21 protein-coding genes are annotated in these 21,754 nt (G+C 54.3%); 12 read left to right on the top strand and 9 right to left on the bottom strand.

Annotation, left to right across the window (positions count from 1 at the left end):
• Positions 1–12: 12 nt before the first annotated feature.
• The 4 genes from AUP42_RS05395 to AUP42_RS05380 form a co-directional block, all read right to left on the bottom strand.
• Positions 13–519, bottom strand: coding sequence for a DUF1850 domain-containing protein (locus AUP42_RS05395; protein WP_062949680.1), 507 nt, complete (start codon positions 517–519; stop codon positions 13–15).
• Positions 516–1,481 (bottom strand): TAXI family TRAP transporter solute-binding subunit, encoded by a 966-nt coding sequence (locus AUP42_RS05390; RefSeq protein WP_062949678.1) that lies wholly within the window; start codon positions 1,479–1,481, stop codon positions 516–518. Before AUP42_RS05390 ends, AUP42_RS05395 begins: the two co-directional genes overlap by 4 nt.
• 536 nt (positions 1,482–2,017) lie before the next feature.
• On the bottom strand, positions 2,018–3,427 hold the full coding sequence (locus AUP42_RS05385) for a sigma-54-dependent transcriptional regulator (protein ID WP_062949676.1): 1,410 nt from the start codon (positions 3,425–3,427) through the stop codon (positions 2,018–2,020).
• Positions 3,427–5,214, bottom strand: coding sequence for a sensor histidine kinase (locus AUP42_RS05380; RefSeq protein ID WP_062949674.1), 1,788 nt, complete (start codon positions 5,212–5,214; stop codon positions 3,427–3,429). Before AUP42_RS05380 ends, AUP42_RS05385 begins: the two co-directional genes overlap by 1 nt.
• 322 nt (positions 5,215–5,536) lie before the next feature.
• On the opposite strand from AUP42_RS05380, the gene AUP42_RS05375 reads away from it, so the two are divergent.
• From AUP42_RS05375 to AUP42_RS05330, 9 genes are all read left to right on the top strand, one after another.
• Positions 5,537–6,253: a response regulator transcription factor gene (locus tag AUP42_RS05375; RefSeq protein WP_082824671.1), complete on the top strand. Its 717-nt coding sequence runs from the start codon at positions 5,537–5,539 to the stop codon at positions 6,251–6,253.
• 60 nt (positions 6,254–6,313) lie between these two features.
• Positions 6,314–7,972 (top strand): stimulus-sensing domain-containing protein, encoded by a 1,659-nt coding sequence (locus AUP42_RS05370; protein WP_062949672.1) that lies wholly within the window; start codon positions 6,314–6,316, stop codon positions 7,970–7,972.
• A 40-nt stretch (positions 7,973–8,012) separates the two neighbouring features.
• Entirely contained in the window at positions 8,013–8,507 is a 495-nt protein-coding gene (locus AUP42_RS05365; protein WP_062949670.1) for an HPr kinase/phosphorylase, read from the top strand.
• A complete protein-coding gene (rapZ, locus tag AUP42_RS05360) occupies positions 8,504–9,436 on the top strand; it encodes an RNase adapter RapZ (protein WP_062949668.1) in 933 nt (310 codons plus the stop codon). The genes AUP42_RS05365 and rapZ overlap by 4 nt, the downstream gene beginning before the upstream one ends.
• Positions 9,437–9,454: 18 nt before the next feature.
• Entirely contained in the window at positions 9,455–9,859 is a 405-nt protein-coding gene (locus tag AUP42_RS05355) for a PTS sugar transporter subunit IIA (RefSeq protein ID WP_007088266.1), read from the top strand.
• Positions 9,860–9,954: 95 nt separating this feature from the next.
• Complete coding sequence (locus tag AUP42_RS05350) at positions 9,955–10,230, top strand: HPr family phosphocarrier protein (RefSeq protein WP_062949666.1); 276 nt, start codon at positions 9,955–9,957, stop codon at positions 10,228–10,230.
• Between the two features lie 82 nt (positions 10,231–10,312).
• On the top strand, positions 10,313–12,109 hold the full coding sequence (gene ptsP, locus AUP42_RS05345) for a phosphoenolpyruvate--protein phosphotransferase (RefSeq protein ID WP_062949664.1): 1,797 nt from the start codon (positions 10,313–10,315) through the stop codon (positions 12,107–12,109).
• Positions 12,110–12,355: 246 nt separating this feature from the next.
• Positions 12,356–13,651 (top strand): adenosylhomocysteinase, encoded by a 1,296-nt coding sequence (ahcY, locus tag AUP42_RS05335; RefSeq protein WP_062949660.1) that lies wholly within the window; start codon positions 12,356–12,358, stop codon positions 13,649–13,651.
• Positions 13,652–13,761: 110 nt separating this feature from the next.
• On the top strand, positions 13,762–14,130 hold the full coding sequence (locus AUP42_RS05330; RefSeq protein WP_062949658.1) for a 5-carboxymethyl-2-hydroxymuconate Delta-isomerase: 369 nt from the start codon (positions 13,762–13,764) through the stop codon (positions 14,128–14,130).
• 16 nt (positions 14,131–14,146) lie between these two features.
• Here the strand turns inward: AUP42_RS05330 and AUP42_RS05325 are convergent, their stop codons facing one another.
• Positions 14,147–15,082, bottom strand: coding sequence for a DUF294 nucleotidyltransferase-like domain-containing protein (locus AUP42_RS05325; protein WP_062949656.1), 936 nt, complete (start codon positions 15,080–15,082; stop codon positions 14,147–14,149).
• A gap of 159 nt (positions 15,083–15,241) precedes the next feature.
• Here AUP42_RS05325 and AUP42_RS05320 point away from each other — a divergent pair, with 159 nt between their 5' ends.
• Positions 15,242–15,892 (top strand): hypothetical protein, encoded by a 651-nt coding sequence (locus tag AUP42_RS05320; RefSeq protein WP_062949654.1) that lies wholly within the window; start codon positions 15,242–15,244, stop codon positions 15,890–15,892.
• A 157-nt stretch (positions 15,893–16,049) separates the two neighbouring features.
• The gene (locus AUP42_RS05315) at positions 16,050–16,379 is read left to right on the top strand and encodes a DHCW motif cupin fold protein (protein WP_062949652.1); all 330 of its coding nucleotides are present in this window, start codon (positions 16,050–16,052) and stop codon (positions 16,377–16,379) included.
• A 51-nt stretch (positions 16,380–16,430) separates the two neighbouring features.
• Here AUP42_RS05315 and AUP42_RS05310 read toward each other — a convergent pair whose 3' ends face one another.
• Positions 16,431–17,633, bottom strand: coding sequence for an MFS transporter (locus AUP42_RS05310; RefSeq protein WP_062949650.1), 1,203 nt, complete (start codon positions 17,631–17,633; stop codon positions 16,431–16,433).
• A 90-nt stretch (positions 17,634–17,723) separates the two neighbouring features.
• On the opposite strand from AUP42_RS05310, the gene AUP42_RS05305 reads away from it, so the two are divergent.
• Entirely contained in the window at positions 17,724–18,302 is a 579-nt protein-coding gene (locus AUP42_RS05305) for a TetR/AcrR family transcriptional regulator (RefSeq protein ID WP_062949648.1), read from the top strand.
• Between the two features lie 12 nt (positions 18,303–18,314).
• Here the strand turns inward: AUP42_RS05305 and AUP42_RS05300 are convergent, their stop codons facing one another.
• From AUP42_RS05300 to AUP42_RS05290, 3 genes are all read right to left on the bottom strand, one after another.
• Positions 18,315–19,658, bottom strand: coding sequence for a TrkH family potassium uptake protein (locus AUP42_RS05300; protein WP_197468243.1), 1,344 nt, complete (start codon positions 19,656–19,658; stop codon positions 18,315–18,317).
• A gap of 3 nt (positions 19,659–19,661) precedes the next feature.
• Positions 19,662–20,327, bottom strand: coding sequence for a potassium channel family protein (locus AUP42_RS05295; protein ID WP_062949646.1), 666 nt, complete (start codon positions 20,325–20,327; stop codon positions 19,662–19,664).
• Between the two features lie 79 nt (positions 20,328–20,406).
• Positions 20,407–21,654 (bottom strand): HD domain-containing protein, encoded by a 1,248-nt coding sequence (locus tag AUP42_RS05290; protein ID WP_062949644.1) that lies wholly within the window; start codon positions 21,652–21,654, stop codon positions 20,407–20,409.
• Positions 21,655–21,754 lie beyond the last annotated feature (100 nt).

Here is a 21,754-nt window from a genome sequence, read left to right as displayed (position 1 = left end):
CAATTAAAATCCTTAATCCCCGGTATCAAGCCGTATGGTGACACGGGTATGTTCGGCCATTTTCGATAGATTGATCTCGTCATTTTCGGTGACGATGCGATGATTTACCGCGAGGCTGCCGACCCGAAGGACATAGGCATTTCCCGGCACGGCTTCATCAATGTCTTCAATCCAATAACCACCATTTTCCGCGCTGGTCAGTTTGCCGCGTCCCGGATAATGGCCCAGTCCTGCAGCAAAATCGGGCTGATAGGCGCGGTGCAGGACCATCTTGCCGTGATCGTCGACATAGCAATCGATCACACCATCGCCGGTGACTGAATGGTTCCAGTAAAGACACCACTCCCCCTGACGCGGGATGCCGGTTTCAGCCAGAATGCGACCATCCGCCCCGATAATTTCAAGGCGATCGGTTTTGTCGGTTTCTTCTTTGGCGGCGTCACCGGCATGACCGGAGGGTGCCAAAGCAAGGAGGAAAAGGGCGGCCAGAAACGGCCGCCCCCACATGGCAGAGGTCATGGACGCAGGTGATCCAGGAACGGTGCACCAGCTTCTTCGTAATAACGAATTGCTCCCGGATGCATCACGATCGGGGTCGAGCCGACCGAGAAATCAACCGTGGTGTCATTTGCAGCCGGGTGAATGGCGATCAGTTCGTCAACCTTGTCAAACAGGGTCTTGGTGATCTGATAAGCCAGTTCCTCGTCCATGTCGGCATTGACGACCAGAACGTTCGGGGTGGAGATCGTCAGAACCGGTGCCTCGACACCTTCGTAGATGCCTTTACGCAGCGAGTAAGGTGCAAAGGTCGGCTCCGCGTCGATGGCAGCAGCAACCTCTTCTTCGGTCAGAGCGACCAGTTTGATGTCACGCGTGGTTGCAAGGTTGAGGATCGAGCTGGTGGGCGGGCCGACACTCCAGAAGCCTGCATCGATATCGCCGTCGCGGATTGCATCGGCGGTTTCGTTGAAGTTCAGACGCTGTTCTTCGATGTCGTCATAGGTGATGCCGTTGGCTTCGAGCAGAACTTTTGCCGAAACTTCGGTTCCCGAACCCGGTGCACCAACAGAAACGCGTTTGCCTTTCAGATCGGCAAGGCTGGTGATACCACTGTCAGCAAGAGTCACGAGCTGGACTGCGTTCGGATAGATCGACGCAATTGCGCGGATATTGTCGAGTTTGCGGTCTTCGAATTTGCCGGTGCCGTGATAAGCGGCATAAACGGTGTCAGCCAGACCGATGGCAAGGTCGCTGTCGCCACGTGCGATCAGGCCCATGTTTTCGACCGACGCGCCAGTAACTTCGGCAACGGCGTCATAGCCATCAATATATTTACCGATCAGTTCGGCAAGACCACCACCATACGGGTAGTAAACGCCACCGGTACCGCCGGTCGCGATGGAAAGCTGGGTCTGGGCGAATGCCGGGGCACCGAACATCATCAGTGCTGCCGCTGCAGAAAGCAGATTCCGCAATTTCATACTTAGTCCTCCCTAGGATCAATGTTCACTGCATTGATAACAACAGAAACGGTCAATAATCGAATATTGGCAGTTATCTTTTGGTATCTCCTCAGTTGTTGGTCGTCTTACTTCTCTAACGAATATCGTGTCGGGGATGAAAATCCTGTCCGATCAGGTTGCAAAATACGGCACGCGCAAACACCTCGTGAAACAGCTTCACAAGGCAGATGTCAGAACCCTGACAGCGCACGATGCTGGTATGATGCGATTGACCCGGATATGGGCCGATCAAATGTCATGCAATGAAAGCATGCCTTCCCGGACATTGGTTATTCTCCCTAGCGAAATATTTTTATTGTTTTGCCCTTCTGACTGGCAATTGTTGTGCCAACCCAAAGATGATTTTTTATCTTTATATATCAGGCAGATACAAATATATGCCCGATAGTTTCGGCGGATTGTTGCCGATGGATGGTTTTCATGTCGGCGAAATCTTGCCGATTGATCCGATTTGCAGCCATCGTAACATTTTATGGCCGCATGATAAATTACTGCTATTCGATATCGTCGCGACGGATATTCAGCTTCTTCATTTTTTCATTCAAAGTCCGGCGCGGGATGTCGAGTTCATCCATGACCGTTTTGACATTGCCGTTATGGCGGATCAGGGCATCACGAATTATGTGCTGCTCGAAATGGCGAAGCTGATCGGCCAGCGATCCGGTTTTATCGGATGCAGCAGATGCATCCATCGCAGCATTATTGCCAAACAACCGTGCCCAGCGTTCTTCGGGCATGCCGGTCAAAAGCACATAGCGTTCCGCCAGATTTTTAAGTTCGCGCACATTGCCGGACCATTCATGCCCCAAAAGACTGCCCCACAGACTTGCATGCGGTTTTTCATAAGGGCGATCAAAATTTTCCGCCGCGCGTTCGGCAAAAATATCGAAAAGTAACGGCAGGTCATCCTTACGCTGGCGGAGCGGTACGATTTCCAGTTCGAATGTGTTGATCCGAAACAGAAGGTCTTCGCGAAAACGCTTGTCGATAACGGCGGTGGGTAAATCTTCGTTGGTGGCACAGATCAGCCGGAAATTGACCTTTACCGGGGTGTTTGACCCAAGGCGCACGACTTCGCGCTGTTCGATGACACGCAGAAGCTTGGCCTGTAACGCCAGCGGCATGCTTGAAATTTCATCAAGAAACAGGGTGCCGTTATCGGCATGTTCGATCCAGCCGGTCCGGCGGCTGGCAGCACCGGTGAAGGCTCCCTTTTCATGACCGAAAAGCTCGCTTTCTGCGGTACTTTCGGGAATTGCCGCGCAGTTAACGGCAACAAATCGCCGATCATTCCGGGTGCTGAGGTCATGAATGGCACGCGCGACCAGTTCCTTGCCGGTGCCGGTTTCTCCGGAGACCAGAACCGGGACTTCGGTCGGGGCGATATTGGCGATTTCGGCCTTCAGGGCACGCATCGACGGACTGTTGCCGATCAGGCGGCTGTCAAGCGTGCCCTGCTGGGCGATTTGTGAACGGAGCGTGCGATTTTCGATGACAAGTTTGCGTTTTTCAATCGCGCGATCGAGGCTTTCGAGAATGTCGGTTGGTTCAAACGGCTTTTCGACGAAATCATATGCCCCGCTTTTCATCGCCTCGACGGCCATCGGGACATCGCCATGACCGGTCATCAGGATCACCGGAATGTCGCGGTCGATCTCAAGAACCGATTTGGTAAAGGCAATGCCATCAAGCTTTGGCATTTTAACATCGGTCAGGATCACGCCGGCGAAATCGGGTGTGATATGTTCAAGTGCCGAAATCGCATCGGCATGGACACTGATGGTGTATCCGGACAGATCAAGCCATTGGGACAGGGAAAGGCGCAGGGCTTCTTCGTCATCAACGATGATTACCTGTGCCGTTTGCGGATTTGCAGTGGCGGTATCGATTGTCGATTGCGGCATTACTTCTGCGTCCCCCGCATCAGTGGCAATTGTATTTCAAAGCAGGCTCCGCCGCCCGCACGGTTATAGGCACGGATGCTGCCGCCAAAGTCACGAACAATCCCGTAAGTCACCGAAAGCCCGAGCCCTACCCCTTGCCCCGGATCCTTGGTGGTGAAGAACGGGTCGAACAGCAAACCAAGGGTTTCCTCGCCAATGCCCGGACCGGTATCGGAAATGCGAATGGTGGCCTGATCGCGTGTTCCTGACAGGTCGATGATGATCCGTTTTTTTGCCTTTGGATCCTTGTCATCGATGCTGGCCATCGCATCAAGCGCGTTGCGGATGATATTGACAAAAACCTGTTCGATCCGCACCAGGTCGGCATGGACGATCAGATCGCCAGCAAAATCGGACTGTTCAAGCACGCAGCCCTCGTTATGCAACTGCGATGACAGCAGCTGTATCACATTATCAAGGGCGGCCCGGATATTGACGGGTTCAAGCACGCCGGTCGATTTGCGCGAGAAGGTTTTAAGTTGTCCAGTGATTGATCCCATGCGCTCGGTCAGGGCGGAAATCTGTTCGATATTGGGGCCGAGATTTTCGGATTTTCCGCGTTCAAGCATCAGTTTGGCGCTGGCGCAGAAGGTTCTGATCGCGGCAATTGGCTGATTGATTTCATGGGCAATTGCGGCCGACATCTGACCCAATGCCGCCAGTTTTCCGGCCTGAACCAGCTCGTCCTGTGTGCCGCGCAACTCGGCCTCTGTCTTGCGGCGTTCGGTTATTTCCTGTTCCAGGCGGGTGTTAAGTGCCTGAATGCGGGCAAATTCCATGGATTTGCGCTGTGACGCCAGTTTCAATTCACGTTCGCGCAAGAATAGGACAATCAGGATGATCAGGCCCGACCCGATCAGGGTGATCAGCATGACACTGGTGCGCCGTTCGGACACATAATCCATCGGGGTCAGGTAAAACAGGTTCCATTCGCTGCCACTGATCGGTTTGACGTCGAACAGAAAGCGTTCATTGCCGATTTCAAGCAAACCATCCTCGCCAGATGGATTTTCATCCATATTCAGGGGTAAAAGTTCCTGTCCGGAATATTGGCGATTGCGCAGAATCCGCTCGCGCTCCTGATCGGTTAGCGGGCGAATGGTCCGATATTTCCAGTCCCCGCGACTGGTCAGCATGATGACGCCGTCAGCGTCCGAGACGAAAACGGTTTCACCCCCGTCCTGCCAGTTCCGCTCTAGTTCATCGAGTTCAAGTTTGACTGCGACCACGCCGACAATTTCACCGGATTTTGCAATCGGGTGGGAAATAAACAGGCCGGATCGCCCGGTGGTAACGCCGATCCCATAGAAAAAGCCTTCCTGCCCTGCGAAGGCTTCGGTGAAATAGGGGCGGAAACTGTAATTCTGACCGACGAAACTGTCCGGGGTGTTCCAGTTGCTTGCCGCAACCGTGTTGCCGGACCTGTCGATGACATAAAGCGCAGCAGCGCCCGAGCGCTGATTGACCTTTTGCAGATACTGGTTGGCTATATCCACAGTGCCATTGCCAGTAACGACATCGACGATTTCGTGATTGCGGGCCACGACATAAGGCAGATAGCGATACCGGTCGACAGCGGCGCGAAGTGTGCTTTCATAAAGTGCAAGGCGGGCCTGGGCTGTTTGCTGCAACTGGCTGATGGCAAGGTTTCCGGTCGAATTGACGGCAAGCCAGACGACCAGGCCGGCAATGACAATCCCCGCAAAACTCAGCGACGCGCGGCTATAGGTGCTTAACCAGTAGAACAATCCTGCCTCCCGCGCGTTAGAGTGTGGTTCGTTGACCCGGCCAGACGTTTTGATTGCCCTGTCGGGTGACGGGACTCCGGCTTCCTGTTCGGGTGCACGATAGTTATGTGGCATCGGGACGGGGAGTCAATAAAGACGCATGGCAATACCGGTATTGAATGTCGCTTTCCCATAGGGTGGAACGGCAGAAATCAGGTAGGGTCTTTGTATTGTACATGAACAAAGCCTCAAATATGCCTCAAGTGGTTATTTTTTCGCCACAATGGGATGTATTTTGTTACGCTTGTTTCAAATTTTAATCTGTCCAACTGACGAGGTTCAGGTGAGTAAGATCGCACTTGTTGATGACGACCGTAATATCCTGACATCGGTTTCGATGGCGCTTGAAGAAGAAGGCTATGAGGTCCAGACATATTCCGACGGGTCCGAGGCGCTGCATGCGTTGACCAAGGAAGAACCCGATCTTGCCGTGCTCGATATCAAGATGCCGCGCATGGATGGCTTGGAACTTCTGACCCATCTTCGCAAAAAGACCCAGATGCCGGTCATCTTCCTGACATCCAAGGATGACGAGGTCGACGAGCTGACCGGTCTGCGTCTTGGGGCGGATGACTATATTAAAAAGCCGTTCTCGCAGCGTTTGCTGATCGAACGTATCCGTACCTTGCTGCGCCGTGCCGAAATCATGCGCGCAGGCGGTGTTCGTCCGAGCGGTTCGGAAGATGTCATTCAGCGTGGTGAACTGGTTCTTGATCCGTCGCGCCATATGTGCAGCTGGAAAGGCCAGCATGTGAACCTTACGGTCACGGAATTCCTTCTGATTCAGGCGCTGGCAAAACATCCGGGCCACGTGAAAAACCGTGATCAGCTGATTGATGCGGCATATGGCGAACATATTTATGTTGATGATCGCACCATCGACAGCCACATCAAGCGTCTGCGCAAGAAATTCCGCGAGACAGACAAGGAATTCAAGGAAATCGAAACCCTCTATGGTGTCGGTTACCGTTACCGCGATACGGCAACGGTTGCGGGTTGATAGCATAACACTCTTGTCGCAGTGCCGGGCCGGTTGGCCCGGCCAGAATTGCGGGTCTGAATGAGCGATTTACCTGCCTCGGCTGAACAGCAATCCGTGCCGCAACACGAAATCCGTGTCGCACGGATAGAGGAACGTCACGGTCTTTTTTCCCCGTTAACTTGGCGCATTCTGGCCGTGAATGCGCTGGCTCTTTTTGTGCTTGTTGCGGGTATTCTTTATCTAGGGCGTTACAAGCAGGAACTGATCCATTCCGAACTTGAAGCCATGGCCGTACAGGCGGAAATGTATGCGGCTGCATTGTCGACATCGGCTGTCGGACAGGGGGATGACGCCACCAACCGGGTGAAGCTTGAAGTCGCGCGTGAAATGGTGCGCCGGCTGGTCGGGATTACCGGTGCCAGGGCGCGACTGTTCGGGGCGAATGGCCAGCTGATTGCGGATAGCCGGAATGTCCGGACATTTGGTACCGGCGCGGTTCAGGCAGAAGAACTTCCAGCGCCGGGTGAAGATGACAAGCTTGCGGAAATCATGCGCAAGCTGACCGAAGGCGTGCTTTCGATTTTCGAAGGCGAACAGCCGCTTCCGCTTTACGTTGATCCACCGGTTGCCAGTGCCAGTGATTATCCCGAAGTGCGCGCTGCCCTTGCCGGTTATTCGCGCGGGGTGGTCCGGGTCGATAGCCAGGGCCGTCGTGTACTTTCGGTTTCCGTACCCGTGCAGCGCTTCAAGCAGGTTCTGGCATCGATCATGCTGACGAAGAATGGCGATGCGATTGAAAATGCCCTGCATGCGGTGCGGCTTGATATCCTAAAAATCTTTGTCTTTGCATTTGGTATCACGGTTCTGTTGTCGATCTATCTGGCCGGGGTGATTACCCGGCCGTTGAATCGGCTGGCACGTGCGGCCGAACGCGTCCGGCGCAGCAAGAACCGTCAGTTTACCATTCCCGATCTTTCGGATCGTCGCGATGAAATCGGCGATCTTTCGACGACGCTTCGCGATATGACCGAAACGCTTTGGGATCGCATGGATGCAATTGAACGTTTTGCCGCCGATGTTGCCCATGAAATCAAGAACCCGCTGACGTCGCTTCGCAGTGCGGTTGAAACCGCGACCCGCCTGAAAGACCCGGAACGCCAGCGCCGTCTGATGGAAATCATTGCCGAAGACGTGCAGCGCCTTGATCGACTGATCAGTGATATTTCCGATTATTCGCGTATGGATGCCGAATTGTCGCGCGCCGAGACCGAGGAGGTTGATCTGCGCGTGCTGTTGCAAACCCTGTGTGAGCTTTATAACGCTGACGCAGACGGTCCGCCGGTTAAGGCATCCGTTCCCGAAAACCTGATTGTGCCGGCCCTTGAAAGTCGATTGGTGCAGGTGTTCCGAAATCTGATTTCAAATGCGATCACCTTTACCCCCGAAGGTGGGTCGGTGCGGGTGCGCGCATGGCGTGACAAAGATCAGGCTGTGGTGACGGTCGAGGATGACGGACCGGGTATTCCACCAGGCAAGGAAGAAGCGATTTTCAATCGTTTTTATACCGAGCGTCCCTCGGGCGAGAAATTCGGCCAGCATTCCGGTCTGGGACTTTCGATTTCCAAACGGATTGCCGCAGCGCATAACGGCGACCTGACGGCGACAAACCGAATCCTCAACGGCGAGGTCAAAGGGGCGATCTTTACCCTGCGCCTGCCGCTTGAAGAAGGTGCATGAGTTCCCCGATTGGCAGTAATTTCTATCCGTGAGGATAGATATGCATGTTTCCGATTTGACAAGGCTGGATGACCCGCGCATCGTTTTGCCCGATATGACACAAATCCATGCAAATTGTGTCGCGCTTGGCCCTCATGCGATCCTTTTGCGCGGGCCATCTGGCAGCGGCAAATCCAACCTTGCTCTGCGGCTTGTCCGGGCTGGCGGGCGGCTTGTTTCCGATGACAGAACCGATCTTGTGGCGCATGAGGGCAAACTGATTGCCAGCGCGCCGATACAGATTGCACGATTGTGCGAAGTGCGCGGGATTGGTATCGTCCGCGGGCTTGCCCATCAGGCGGCAGGCGATGTGCGGGTTTTGTTTGATCTGGTGGCCGACCCGGCCGGGGTCGAACGGATGCCTGAACCCCGATCAGAAACGTTTTGTGGTATTTCGATTCCGTCCTGGAAAATCTGGCCATTCGATATGGCCGTCGAGGCCAAGATTGAAGTAGCCTTGGCTTTGGCAACAGGTGAGATGCAGCTCGAAACATGACCGATGCAGATGCAATAGGCCCGAAACAAGAGGGTAATGGCACCGGCGACACTGCCGGGGATACGCGACTTGTGCTGGTGACCGGAGTTTCCGGTGCCGGTCGGACGACGTCGTTGAAAATCTTTGAGGATTTCGGCTTTGACGCGGTGGATAACCTGCCGCTGCGGTTGTTGCCCGCATTATTGAGCGGGGGGACGGACCTTGATCAGCCGTTGGCGATTGGCCTTGATATCCGGACACGCGATTTTGGTGTCGATCAGTTTGTCAACATTGTCAGCGATTTGCGCAAGCAGCCAGGTGTCAATCCGATGGTGGTTTTCGTTGACGCGGAAACCGGCATTTTGCAGCGCCGCTTTACTGAAAGCAGGCGTCCTCATCCCTTGACCCATGACCGGCCACTTGTCGATGCGATTGAACATGAAAAACGCCTGATGGCGCCGATTGCGGCGACGGCGGACATGATTATCGATACCTCACGGCTTAAATCGGCCGAGCTTCGCAAGATCCTTCAGGACCAGTTTGCCATTGGCGAAAAGGATGCGATGGCGGTCTTTGTCAAAAGCTTTTCGTTCCGTCAGGGCGTGCCCGGTGAAGCCGACCTTGTTTTTGACGTTCGTTTTCTGCGCAACCCGCATTATGATCCCGAACTTCGTTTGCTGACCGGGCTTGATGACCGGGTTGGCGCCTATATCGAGAAGGATCAGGATTTCACCGGTTTCATGGATCGGTTAAAAGGCCTGATCGGCCCGGTTCTGCCGCGTTATGCGCAGGAAGGGAAAAGCTATCTGACTATCGCGATCGGCTGTACGGGCGGCCAGCATCGTTCCGTTTATATCGCACGCATGCTAGACGACTGGATTGCCGGTCTGGGATATGATGTTCATCTCAGCCATCGCGACAAGCCAGATGAACCAAAACCGGGGGAGTGAATTGATGGAGAAAACTGCATGATCGGGATGGTGCTCGTCACCCATGGCGATCTCGCGAAGGAATTCGTGTCGGCCTTGCAGCATGTTGTCGGTGAACAGGAAAATATCGCCGCCGTGTGCATCGGGCCGGACGACGATATGGAACAACGCCGTGCCGACATCCTTGCAAGTGTCGAGGCTGTCGATGATGGCAAGGGCGTTGTGCTGTTGACCGACATGTTTGGCGGGACCCCGTCGAACCTGGCGATTTCCATTATGGAACAGGCCAATGTCGAAGTAATCGCAGGGGTTAATTTACCTTTGTTGATCAAACTGGCTTCGGTGCGCATCGATGGCACGCTGGCCCAGACGGTCAATGCCGCGCAGGAAGCGGGCCGGAAATATATCAATGTGGCGTCGCGCCTGCTAAGCGGCGAGGAATAAACAACAAGAACAGAAGGTCGGGCGATCGGGGATGGCCCGGATCTTTTGAAAGTTTGCCGACGGGGATTTAAGGTCGGGACTAAGGCGGGACAAATATGGCGCAGACGGAAAAGCGGATCGTAACAATAAGCAATCAACGTGGATTGCACGCGCGGGCGGCCGCAAAATTTGTTAAACTTGCCGGTGAATTCGAATCCCGGATCATGGTGCGCAATCGTGGCACCGAGGTTTCGGGCGTATCGATCATGGGGCTGATGATGCTTGCGGCATCGACCGGCACGGAAATCGAGATAGAGGCAGCCGGCCCCGATGCAAAAAAGGCGATAGATGCCCTTAACGAACTTGTCGATGCCAAGTTCCACGAAGAATAATACAAAGAATAAGTAGGATTTCCGCACGGACGGAAAGCGGGATTTCTGGAAACAACAAGAACGAGTTGGCAGCAAACCAGGCTTGCAAGTTCCACCAAAAGACCAGACCACAATTGATGACCAATCGACGACCGGCCGCCGGGTAATTAGCGGGCTTGGGGCATCGGGCGGGATTGTGATCGGCCGGGCTTTTGTCATGGACCGGCAATATGTCGATGTCAGTCGCGCGCGTATCGATGCGGCGGCCATCCCGACGGAAACCGAACGTTTGCATAAAGGCGTTTCGGAAAGCATTGAACAGCTTAAACGTCTGAAATCGCAATCAGCCAATGTTGGCGGGGCCGCGTCCGAGGAACTTGGTTTTCTGCTGGATGCCTATGTTCATATGCTGACCCAGTCGCGCCTTGTCCGCGGGGCCGAGGAACTGATCCGGACCCGCAACATGAATGCGGTGCACGCGGTCAGCGACGTTATTGACGCCATCGCCAGCCAGTTTTCGGGCATTGATGACCGGTATATCGCCGCGCGCGCATCCGACATCCGCGAGGTCGGCCTGCGGCTGATGCGCTGCCTGATCGGTGAAACCGACAGGGCATTTGAAACCGCGCCAAAGGGTGCGATCCTGATTGCCGAAGAAGTCAGTCCGGCCGATATGGCCCGCCTTCAGCCCGGACAGCTTGCAGCCTTTGTCACCGCTCTTGGCGGGGCGGAGGGTCATACGGCAATTATGGCCCGGTCACTTGGTATCCCCGCCATTCTGGGGGCGGCCGACATCATTCGCGGGGTTTCGGGCGGTGATCTGATCATTGTCGATGGTGGCCGGGGTGAAGTGATCCTGCGTCCGACCGAGGATGACCTTTCCCATTATACCCAGCGCCGGGAAGACTGGCGGGCGGCGCGTGCCAAACTGGCCAGCCTGCGTGATGTGCCATCGGCGACCCGCGACGGGGTCGAAATTGACCTGCATGCCAATATCGAATTGCCCATCGAACTGTCGGCGGCGCTGGAAAACGGGGCGACCGGCATCGGACTTCTGCGCAGCGAGTTCATGTTCATGAACAAGGACTATCTGCCGGACGAAGACGAACAATATGCCGAACTGGCCGATATCGTGACCCGGATGAATGGCAAGCCGGTGACGATCCGTACCCTTGATATCGGGGGTGAAAAGCTTGCGGTGTCATTGCAGGCAGAAATCGGGTCCGGGCCAAACCCGGCCCTGGGATTGCGTGGCATTCGTTTGTCATTGCGTAAGCCCGAATTGCTGGAAGCCCAGATGGCCGCCATCCTGCGGGCATCCCTGCACGGGCCAATCCGGGTTCTGATCCCGATGGTGGTCAGCGTTCATGAAATGAGCCGGGCGCGTCAGATTTACGAAGCCGTTGCAAGGCGCCTGCGCAAGGAAGGCCATGCCATACCGGATGTTTTACCGCCACTGGGCGCGATGATCGAAATACCAGCAGCCGCACTGGCGATTGATGCCTTGGCGCGCGAAAGCGATTTCTTTGCTATCGGCACCAACGATCTGACGCAATATACACTGGCGATTGATCGTACCGACGATCAGGTGGCGGGGCTTTATGATCCGTTACATCCATCGGTTTTGCGCTTGATCCGTGATGTGATCAAATCATCGCGGGATCGCGACATCCCGATCAGTGTTTGTGGCGAAATGGCCGGTGACCCGCGATATACACCGCTTTTCCTTGGCTTCGGACTGCGCAATCTTTCGATGTCCCCGGTCAGCCTTTTGCCGGTCAAGCAGCGCCTGCGCCGTCTTGATACGCGTAATACCGAACATCAGGCCGCGCGTGTGATGGAACAATGGGATTCTGCACGCATCGCCATGATGCTGGATGATTTCAACGATCTTGCCTGACCGGCGATCATAATACTTAATAAATCAATCGGTTATGAAATGGGCCCATGCAGCATGGGCGCTGTGTATTTGCGTTTATTTTTCCGGCATTGAAAATTCATCGAAGAAAAGACTTGAAATCGATATAAAGAAATCTTTATATGTCTTCCATCGCGAACGGGCAAACCGTCGCACAGGAATTTTCGGGCGTATCTGCAAGATCCATGTGGTCGGCGGTTGCGCTGTTTTTGTTTGATTGGAGACGACATGTCGAACTTTACCGATTGCAAGGTCGCAGACATCTCGCTGGCCGCCTGGGGCCGCAAGGAAATCGCGATTGCCGAAACCGAGATGCCGGGCCTGATGGCGTTGCGCGAAGAATACGGTGCGGCCAAGCCGCTTGCTGGCGCACGCATCGTCGGTTGCCTGCACATGACCATTCAGACCGCGGTTCTGATCGAAACCCTGACTGCACTTGGTGCTGAAGTTCGCTGGTCGTCGTGCAACATCTTCTCGACTCAGGATCAGGCTGCTGCGGCAATTGCGGCAACCGGCGTTCCTGTCTTTGCCTGGAAGGGCGAGACCGAGGAAGAATTCTGGTGGTGCATCGAGCAGACCATCACTGGCCCGAACGGCTGGAAACCAAACCTGATCCTTGATGATGGCGGCGACGTCACCCAGCTGATCCACGACAAGTATCCGGAACTTCTTGAAGACATCAAAGGTCTTTCCGAAGAAACCACCACCGGTGTGCATCGCCTTTATGAAATGGCGAAAAAAGGTACGCTCAAGGTTCCGGCGATCAACGTCAATGACTCGGTCACCAAGTCGAAATTCGACAACCTGTATGGCTGCCGTGAGTCACTTGTTGATGGCATCAAACGCGCAACCGACGTCATGGTTGCCGGTAAGATCGGTGTGGTTGCCGGTTTTGGTGATGTTGGCAAAGGTTCGGCTGCATCGCTGCGCAGCCAGGGTGCACGTGTTCTTGTGACCGAAATCGATCCGATCTGTGCGCTTCAGGCCGCGATGGAAGGTTACGAAGTCACCACCATGGAAGATGCCGCACCGGTTGGCGACATCTTTGTCACCACCACGGGCAATATCGACATCATCACGCTCGATCATATGCGTGCGATGAAAGACCGTGCAATTGTTTGCAACATTGGTCACTTCGATTCCGAAATCCAGATCGGTTCGCTGCGCAACTACAAGTGGGACAACGTCAAGCCGCAGGTCGACGAAGTCGAATTCCCGGATGGCAAACGTCTGATCGTTCTGGCCGAAGGCCGCCTTGTGAACCTTGGTTGTGCAACCGGTCATCCGAGCTTCGTGATGTCGGCATCCTTCACCAACCAGGTGCTGGCCCAGATCGAACTGTGGAAAAACCACGCGAACTACGAAAACAAGGTTTATGTCCTGCCGAAACACCTGGACGAGAAAGTTGCAGCCCTGCATCTCGACCGTCTTGGCGTGAAACTGACCAAGCTTTCCAGCGAACAGGCCGAATATATCGGCGTTCCGCAGGCTGGTCCGTTCAAGCCGGATCATTACCGCTACTAAGCGCAAACGCGTTTGTCATCAAAGCCGGTCCGTTCACTCGGGCCGGCTTTTTTGTGTTTTGTGGCGTTCAGTTCGGGTAAGAAAAAAAGACCACAACAGGGAAACGAGCCATGCCCCAGCTTGAAATCGAATATTCCGCCAACTTGCCGATTACCGAGCAGCTTCGCAGTTTGGCAATCAGCCTGCATCGCGAAATTGCCAAGACCGCCGATGCCGATCCGGCCAGTTTCAAGACCAGGTTGTCACCGCTTGAAAATGTTGTCATTGCCGATGGCGGACCAAAGCATGGCATGGTGCACCTTGATGTGCGTCTTCTGTCGGGGCGTTCGGACAACGTCAAATACGATGTCGGGGCTATTGCCCTTGAAACCCTGCGCGCGCATCTGGAAAATCTGGTTGGTGATTTCGATGTGCAATTCACCGTGGAAGTGCACGATCTGGATCGGGCCAACTACCACAAGCATGTGACATCGGCCTGATTATCAGGTTGGCTGATTACATCAGAAGCGCTTCGTGGATCGGATGATCGGGGCCATAACGATCATTCATCAGTTTGATCAGCTCGCGCGAAAACTGTTTTCCCGCATCCAGCAATGATCGTAGTTCCGCATCACTGCGATCATTCGGGCCGACTTTTTCCAGTCGCTTGCGAACGTCGGGATCGCTCAGTTCGCGCAGAAACCGATCATAAAGTTCAAGTGCGGGAAGGCTCTTGTTACCAAAGACAGTCTGTACGCGCGTGATCGGCGGAAGCTGTAAAAGTTCCGATAGCTTCGCCCGTTTGCCGATATAATCACGACCTGCGGTTTCTGCCGCCGCGATAATACCACCAAAATAAAGCATCTTACGCGAAAAGACGAGTTTAAGTCGTCTGGGTGCCCATGCCTTGCTGGCATCGCCTTCGCGGGTTTTGATTTCGAAATCGACGCTGATGGTGCGGTAATAGCGGATGACGTCATTGACCAGAAAGCGTGCGATGGATTCCCGTGTAACCGTTTCGGTAACGTAGTTGGCAATCAATTCATCAAAGAAGGCCCGTTTGCCGACTTCGTTATAAAGCCATTCACATTCCAGCAGGAACAAAAGGCGGCGTGTGGTGATCGAATTGGTGTCGCCATCAAGTCCGATACGGTTCACCAGTTCCTCGGCCGGGACATAGGATGAAAACGGGCCGTTAACGGCTGCCTTTTTGGTGACCATGGAACCGAGGATTTCGGAAACATCGCGGTGCGGAGCCAGATCACGATCAACTTCGCGGCCGATGATAAAGTAATCAAGGTCGGATTGTTCCGATGCCTCGTGCCGCCCGAACGAGCCGGTCACGACCACGCAAAAGGCGCTGCCATGCAGCTGATTGGCCAGCGCGCTGCGCATCTCGTCCAGCCGGGCGGCAGTGTAGGCCTGATTGCTTGCGATCGTATCTGGTAACAAGATTGAAGCGGTTCCGATTGAAGTCACTGATAAATCCAGTATCGACCTAAAGCCGAAAGATTAAAACCGGGTTTATGGCGAAAGGTAAGGAACCCCCGCCAAATGTGAGGACAGGCACATAATTGCCATCACTTGCCGATAAAACGGCCTCAAACGTGAATGACCATGATGCCATACATCATTCGTCGGGGCCGTTGGCCAAAATACTGTTCGCATATCTCCCCGATTGGAAATCACCTCAGATTACGGAGAAGTCCGATCAAAAATCTTTATCGCACTCTGCTTGCCGTTCCGCTTCTTGGCCTGATGGCAATGCCTGCCTATGCCCAATCGCCCGATACAACATCACCCGAGGTGATGAAGGATATGGCCCCGGATGCGTTACGCGAGGGGATAGAAAACCGCCATCCATCGGCTTACTACATCCTGGCGGCCAAACTGTTTAACGAGGGCGAACGCGATGACGCGGTATTCTGGTTCTATACCGGGCAGTTGCGCTATCGCACGCTTCTGGGCTGCAAACCCGATCTGGCACCCGATCAGGACCCGGCCCTGTTTGCGTCGCTGAACGAAACAGTCGGCAGGCCGCTTAACGGTTATGCGTTTGGGGACGTCGATGAACTTGGCACTACGATTGAGGACGTGCTGGAATGGGATGCGGAACATCCCAATGGTTATGTCAGCAAGGCCGAGTGCGAGCAGATTCTCACCGCCGAGCGTGCCGGGCTTGGTGAGTTGCGCGAGATGATTACCGAAAAGGCAGATGAAATCCGCAAACAGCGTGAAGAAAACGGGTTGGAAAACCGGTAAATTCGCCTGTCCGTACCTGAAGAAAGCCCGGCTCGAATGCCGGGCTTTTCATTGGTGGCATTTGTTGACGTTCAGGCAGGTAACGCGATAGCCTCGGTGCCATATTATCCGGTCCCGGGTGATATTTGCCTTATGAATTCCGCTGAAAGACGCCCCAATGGACATTGCCAACCTGCCATTCGGGACGACCGACTGGTCGTCGATCACGCCAACCGAACATTCCGGCGATACCGGTATGGCATACTGGAGGACACAGCAATTCGGTCCGATCCGGGTGCGCATGGTGACATATACGCCGGGCTATCTTGCCGATCACTGGTGCAAGAAGGGGCATATCCTGCTGTGTCTTGAAGGTGAATTGGTCACCGAACTGGAAGACGGGCGGGTTTTCACCCTTACACCGGGCATGAGTTATCAGGTGGCTGATAACGCCGAGGCCCATCGCTCATCAACAGAGCCGGGTGCAACATTGTTTGTCGTTGACTGATATTGATAATCCGGCGGCCCAGGTTTGTCAGGGCCGCCAGATATTTTCAGGTCAAATATTGCCCGCAGTTGCCAGGTGGCGCTGGCGCCTGCGTATTTGCAGTATCAGTGCCAGCAACGTCACGAATACAAGTACGATGCCATATCCTTCGGCTGTTCTGACAAGGCCGAAGACGGATACCATCCTGCCGGCCAGCAGTGCCGGAATACAGAATGACAGATAGGACATCACGTAAAACGCTGCCATCAGGCCACCGCGTTCGTGCGGCTGCGCGCGGGGCAATAGGGTTCTGACCGATCCAAGGAAGCTGGCACCAAAGCCAAAACCGGCCAGAAGTGACCCGGCTAGAAAAAGCCAAAGCATTCCCAATCCGATACCCGAAACCGATACTGCAATGCCCAGTGTCTGAATGAATGTTCCGGCAAGAAGGGCATCAGCTGGTTGTCTTTTTTGCGCAAACAGAACGGACACAGCACCTGACAACATCAAGCAGGCGACCGCAATTCCGCCGCTTAGAGATGGTGGAGCATTGGTTGCGCTGGCGATGACGGATGGCGCGAGCGACAGATAAAATCCACCCAGTGCCCATGCACTGCCATTTGCCGGGGCAATTTCCAGCATGGTTGATCGTGCCGCAGGGGGGACAAAAACCCGCGGTGTCAGGGACCTTAGAACGCCAGGTCGGCGTGCAGCGGTTTCGGGTAAGCCCCAAAGAAACAGGGCCAGCACAATCATCAGCAGCATCAAACCGATATAGCTTAGATGCAGGGGCATAGGGGCATATTCAACCAGAACGCCGGCAATGACAGCACCGCTGGCAAGGCCAAGCAGGGGGGCGATGCTGTTGGTGATTGGCCCTTTGTGGTGGTCATTGTCAAAAAGTGCCGCGCCAAGGGCGGCAGTGGCAAGACCGGTGGCAAAGCCCTGTACCGCGCGTGCGATTAGCAGCATCGTAAGATTTTCCGCCGTGATAAAAAGGGTCATCGCCGCGATTTCAATTATCAGGGCGGCGAAAATAACCGGCTTGCGTCCGACAAAGTCGGAAGATGATCCGAAGACCAGAAGTGAAATCAGTAACGTCAGAACATAGATCGCAAAGACCAGTGTCAGCATGGTTGGCGAGAAATGCCAGTTCTGTTGATAAAGCTGATACATCGGCGTGGGGACCGATGACGCAGCGGTAAAGATGATAATGACAAAAGCCAGAAACCATCTGGCCGGTGCATTTGTCGGTGGTGACGACGGGGCGTGCATGGGAACGTCCTTAAAGCGAAATATTTGCGTTTAATGCAGTTTGCGTGAAATTCTCCCTTAACGCAAATTATTTGTGTTAAGGTCGGTTTCATGAAAGTCCATAAAGGCATACGCACTGGTGGCCGCAGTGCTCGCGTCCAGAAGGCAGTTCATGAAGCAGTTCATGAACTGTTATCGAGTCATGATCGCGAGGCTCTTACGGTGCCGATGATTGCACAGATGTCGGGTGTAACACCGTCAACGATTTACCGTCGCTGGGGTGATTTGCCATCCTTATTGGCGGATGCGGCACTGGATCGATTGCGCCCGGATGACGATCCGGTGGATACCGGGGCGCTTGCGACCGATCTTAAACAGTTCGCAGAAGCCTATCTTGATGAAACCGGTTCCGAGCTTGGCAAGACGATGCTTCGTGATGTTGTTGCATCCGGGGATAACGGCACGACGATGCGTTGCGCGGAAATCGCGCGGTGCCGACTGGCGGTGATTGTCGAACGCGCGCAAAAACGCGGACAATGGACCCCCAGCGTCGATCAGCTGGTTGACGGTATTATCGCACCCATGACCTATCGCATTCTGTTTGATCGGCAACCGCCAACCACGAAAGAACTTTTCGTCATGGTTGATCGATGCCTGATCCGTGAAAAAGCCGAAAAACCGAAAGACTGAAGGTTTCGGAAATTACCCCAGATACACCTGACTTGACGGATACGAAATGCGCGGCGGAACACGACGGGCAAGGAAGAAGCCCAATGTGAGTGGCCCGACACGACCGATAAACATCGTAAGTTCGATCACGATCCGACCCATTGTATCAAGTTCCCCGGTTGTGCCGCGCGACAGTCCGACGGTGCCAAAGGCGGACGTGACTTCAAACACCAGATTAAGAAAATCGCCGTCATGTGAAAGGGTGATCAGAAAGATGCCTGTCATGACGACGAAGATCGAAATCATGGTCAGGGCAAGCACCTTCATGACTTCTTCAAGCCCGATGCTGCGTCCGAAGGCATGCAGCTGGCTGTGGCGTTTGAAGAAGGCGATGGTTGCCAGAACCAGCACGATAAAGGTGGTAACCTTGATGCCGCCTGCGGTCGATGTGCTACCAGCCCCGATCACCATCAGAAGAATGAACATGAGCGCGGTGGTATCGTGCATGGATCCGATATCGACAGTATTGAACCCTGCGGTCCGGGTGGTCAGTCCCTGAAACCAGCTGATTTGCAGTTTGTCCAGCGGGTTTGAGAATGCGCCAAGGGTTGCCGGGTTATTCCATTCCAGTACGGCAAACATCAATACCGACCAGATCACCAGAACAAGGGTACCGCTCAGCATCAGCTTGCTGTGGAGTGACAGATGGCGCCAGCCGCGATGGATGAAAATATCAGATATCACGCTAAATCCGATCCCGCCGATAACAAGAAGGGCGGGGATTGTCAGGTTCAGGACCGGATTGGTTGCCCATTGACTGAGACTGTCCGGCATCAGGGCAAAGCCCGCATTGTTGAATGCCGAAACCGAATGGAATATTGAAAACCAGAGTCCCTTCGCCCAGCCAAAATCGGGGACGAAGACTAAAAGCAACAGGATCGCGCCGATCAGTTCACAGATCAGAACGACCATCAGGATGGTTTTGATCAGCCCACCCAAATGATGCAGCGAGGTCTGGTTCAAATCTTCGCGCAGGAAACTGTGATGGCGCAACCCGATCGGCAGACCAAGAACGGACAGAACAAGGGCGGCAAAGGTCATCAGGCCAAGCCCGCCAAGCTGGATCAGGATCAGGATGACCGCCTGCCCAAACAGCGTGAAGTTTGATCCGGTGTCGACCACGGCAAGCCCCGTGACGGTTACCGCTGATGTTGCGGTAAATAGCGCATCGGAAAAAGTGATGGCTTTGGTTAGCGACACGGGCAGGCAAAGAACCACGGCCCCGATCAGGATCAGCACAAGATACAGGATCGCCAGCAAAAGCGGTGGCGCGATCCTGATCGGTTTTCCGGGGCGGTTCGGAAAATAGAACTGCATGCCTCAGATGCCGTCGCTGAAATCGCGCAGGTTCTGGCGACGGCCAAGGATCAGGACCTTGTCGTTTTCTTCAATCGTGACCGATCCGGTTTCGCAACCGATAAATTCCGACCCGCGCAAGATGCCAAGGCAGCGCAATTCATGCGATGCCTCCAGATCAAGGGATTCAACGGTTTGACCGATAAGGGATTCGGGTACCTGCAGATTGATGACATGCATGCCGTTGCCAAGGCTTAGATAATCACGCACGGCGGGGTTATGCAGTTTTTGGGCGATATGCTGGCCGATTTCCTGTTCCGGCAGAATGACCCGGTCAGGTTCCAGTTTGGTCAGGATCCGATGATGGGTTTTGTTGATGGCTTTGACCCAAACCGTTTTCACGCCAAGCATTTTGACATTCATGGTGCAAAGGATATTGGCCTCAAGGTCTTCGCCAATTGCGATCAGGGCAACGTCATACTTGTCGACCCCGGCTTCGCGGAGTGCTTCTTCATCACGGCCATCGGCAATGACGGCTTCAGAAAGAATACCGGATAGGGCGGATACGGATTTTTCGTCGATATCGATACCCATGACGTGATTGCCATTGCGCGCAAGATCGGTGGCGACCGTGCTGCCGACGGTTCCAAGCCCGATGATGACGAACGTCCTGTGATGCTTACGGGCCATATCGCTGGCTCCCTTGTAAATGGATTGCCCGATGCAGCAATTTTCGCCCGGTCAATTTCCGGACCGGATGGCATGCAAATCAGTCAAACAGGCTTGCTGCAGCAGCCTGTTGTGCCGGGTCTGTCAGATTGCCGACACGTCGCAGGAACGAGTTCTTTTCCTCGTAATAGCGTTTGCCGAGATCGGCAAAGCTTTTGACTTCGGCATCTGTGTTGATGTGAAACTCGCGTTTGGGGACCTGGGTCGCATTGTGGTCCAGAATTGCAGCAGCAGCGCTGATTTCAGGGTCGACGACCTCGGCAACACCGTCAAGTTCGATCCGGTTTTTCAGGCTGAACAGGAACTTCTTGAAAGCCGGGTGGCGTTGCAGGAAGGCTTTTTCGGTCAGAAGAAAATCGTTTGCGGCAAAATCCGGCGCATTTTTCACAACAAATTCGCGGCACAGATGATCGGTGGCAAAGCACATCGGGCCGAAAATGAAATTGCGATAGATGTCTTCTTTAAGCTGCCAGAACTTATCAAGTCGTTTCAGGGCGTCTTCATCAAGCTTTACCGCCGCCTCAAGCAACAGACGCGGATGGCAATGGACATAGTTCGGATGCACATAGGTCTTGGTGCGGCTGATGCCTTCAAGTGTGTCGATATTGACCGGGCCCGACAGCAGGCTGGCATGGGGGTGGGTCGATTTTTTCGACAGAAGGGCAATGACCTCGTCCGGATCAACACCATGTTTCACCAGTAAATGATTGACCGAAAGATCAAGCTGAACTTCGCCGGTGATGATCTTTTCGGTCAACTGGTGATGGTTCAGGTTGAACCGGCGGGCAAATTCCGGTTCCAGCGTATGGGAAAACGGGCCATGGCCGATATCATGCAAAAGGGCCGCTGCCCCCAGAAGGTCGCGGTCAGCTTCCGAAAGGCCCATCAGGCGGCAATATTGCTGCGACAGCAGGGCAACACCAATGGTGTGGTCGTATCGGGAATGGCGGATATTGGCCGGGCGTCCGTTGGGATGAAACAGGTAATCAATGGCACCAAGGAACGAAATTTCGCGCAGCCGTTCAAACGCGTGTGACGCGATCAGCTTTTTATGCAATGGGCGGTCAAAGGCCGATGCGATCTGCGAACGTTTGAAATGATAGTTATATTGCGGGGCGTCGCGAAACAGCAGTTCCCATTCGGCGATGTCATCGGCACTGAAGTTGGTGTCGAACAGATCGCGGATTTCCGGTCCCGTCGGTTTGGCTGCGACAGACTCCTTTTGGGGCGCGGCCGGTCTGGCTGCCACGCGCGGCGCAAAAAGGTCTAGCTGCGGTTTGGGACTCATTTTTGAAATGACGAGATCGTTATAGCTGTTGTTTCGACAATAGCGCAGACATAGCCCGATTTGGGGTATATGTCATCGCGGTTTTTCCTGCGATCACGGG

This window comes from Thalassospira lucentensis (assembly GCF_001613805.1).
Taxonomy (GTDB): Bacteria; Pseudomonadota; Alphaproteobacteria; order Rhodospirillales; family Thalassospiraceae; genus Thalassospira; species Thalassospira lucentensis_A.
This window is presented reverse-complemented; position numbering and strand designations above follow the sequence as displayed.